This window comes from Thiolapillus sp. (genome assembly GCF_048562965.1).
Taxonomy (GTDB): Bacteria; Pseudomonadota; Gammaproteobacteria; order Chromatiales; family Chromatiaceae; genus Thiolapillus; species Thiolapillus brandeum_A.
The window spans coordinates 1-713 of record NZ_JBHNMF010001303.1; the positions used below are offsets into that span (position 1 = coordinate 1).

At 56.1% G+C, this 713-nt stretch carries 1 protein-coding gene; it reads right to left on the reverse strand.

All coding sequences use genetic code 11. The features are described from left to right. Positions 1-713 (reverse strand): molybdopterin-dependent oxidoreductase (locus tag ACOCD2_RS23965; RefSeq protein WP_293703176.1); only part of this gene is annotated, 713 nt, incomplete at both ends.

Here is a 713-nt window from a genome sequence, read left to right on the forward strand (position 1 = left end):
TGATGTCTTCCGCCCATTCCGGGGTGTAGTCTTCTACTCGTTCCTTGAGCAGTTGGAAGGAAGGCTTTACCGGGGTACCGTCTTCGAGCTCAAATTCTCCCAGCAGATAGGGATCACAGCCCGGTGTATGGGTGCCCATGGCCACATCCAGATCCCGGTCCCACCAGAGCTTGTTCTCGGGATCAAAACAACCTTCCTCGATGTGCATCTCCACGCGTTTGAACAGGCCATGATCTTCCCGTGAGGGATCATTGATCACCAGTTCAGCAGCATTGGAGTACTGCACCAGGAACTCCCGGTCATACAAACCCTGCTGGATGAGTTCGCGGATGATGGCCAGGATCAGAGCCCCGTCGGTACCCGGCTTGATGGGCACCCATTCATCCGCTATGGCCGAATAACCCGTCCGGATGGGATTGATGGAAATGAAACGCCCGCCCCGACGTTTGAACTTGGACAGCTCCACCTTCATGGGATTGGAATGATGATCTTCCGCCGTGCCGATCATGATGAACAGCTTGGCCCGCTCCAGATCCGGTCCGCCAAATTCCCAGAAGGAACCACCGATGGTATAGATCAGGCCCGCAGCCATGTTGACGGAACAGAATCCGCCGTGAGCGGCATAGTTGGGCGTACCGAACTGCTTGGCAAACATGCCGGTCAGTGCCTGCATCTGGTCCCGGCCGGTAAACAGGGCGAATTTCTTGGGATCT